General features: G+C 53.2%; 1 pseudogene. It reads right to left on the bottom strand.

The annotated features are described in order from the left end of the window. A pseudogene (locus KI369_RS30120) lies at positions 1-267 on the bottom strand (serine hydroxymethyltransferase); the annotation flags it as partial.

Genomic DNA, 267 nt, shown 5'->3' with positions numbered 1-267 from the left:
CGATAATCATTTTCGGCTTGTGTTCTTTGGCTTGTTTTTCCAGATCGGCGTAGTCGATATGACCGGTAGCATCGATACCGTAAGGAACGATGTTGTACAGTTTACCGGAGAAGTTAACCGGAGAACCGTGAGTCAGGTGACCGCCATGCGCCAGGTTCATACCCAGAACGGTATCACCTGGTTCCAGCAGCGCGGTGTAGACCGCAAAGTTAGCCTGGGAGCCGGAGTGCGGCTGGACGTTAGCGTAGTCAGCGCCGAACAGTTCTT

Origin of the sequence: Bacillus sanguinis (genome assembly GCF_018332475.1) — a bacterium.
Classification (GTDB): domain Bacteria; phylum Bacillota; class Bacilli; order Bacillales; family Bacillaceae_G; genus Bacillus_A; species Bacillus_A sanguinis.
The sequence above is the reverse complement of the archived record's forward strand: the minus strand, read 5'-3'. Positions and strand labels throughout refer to the sequence as shown.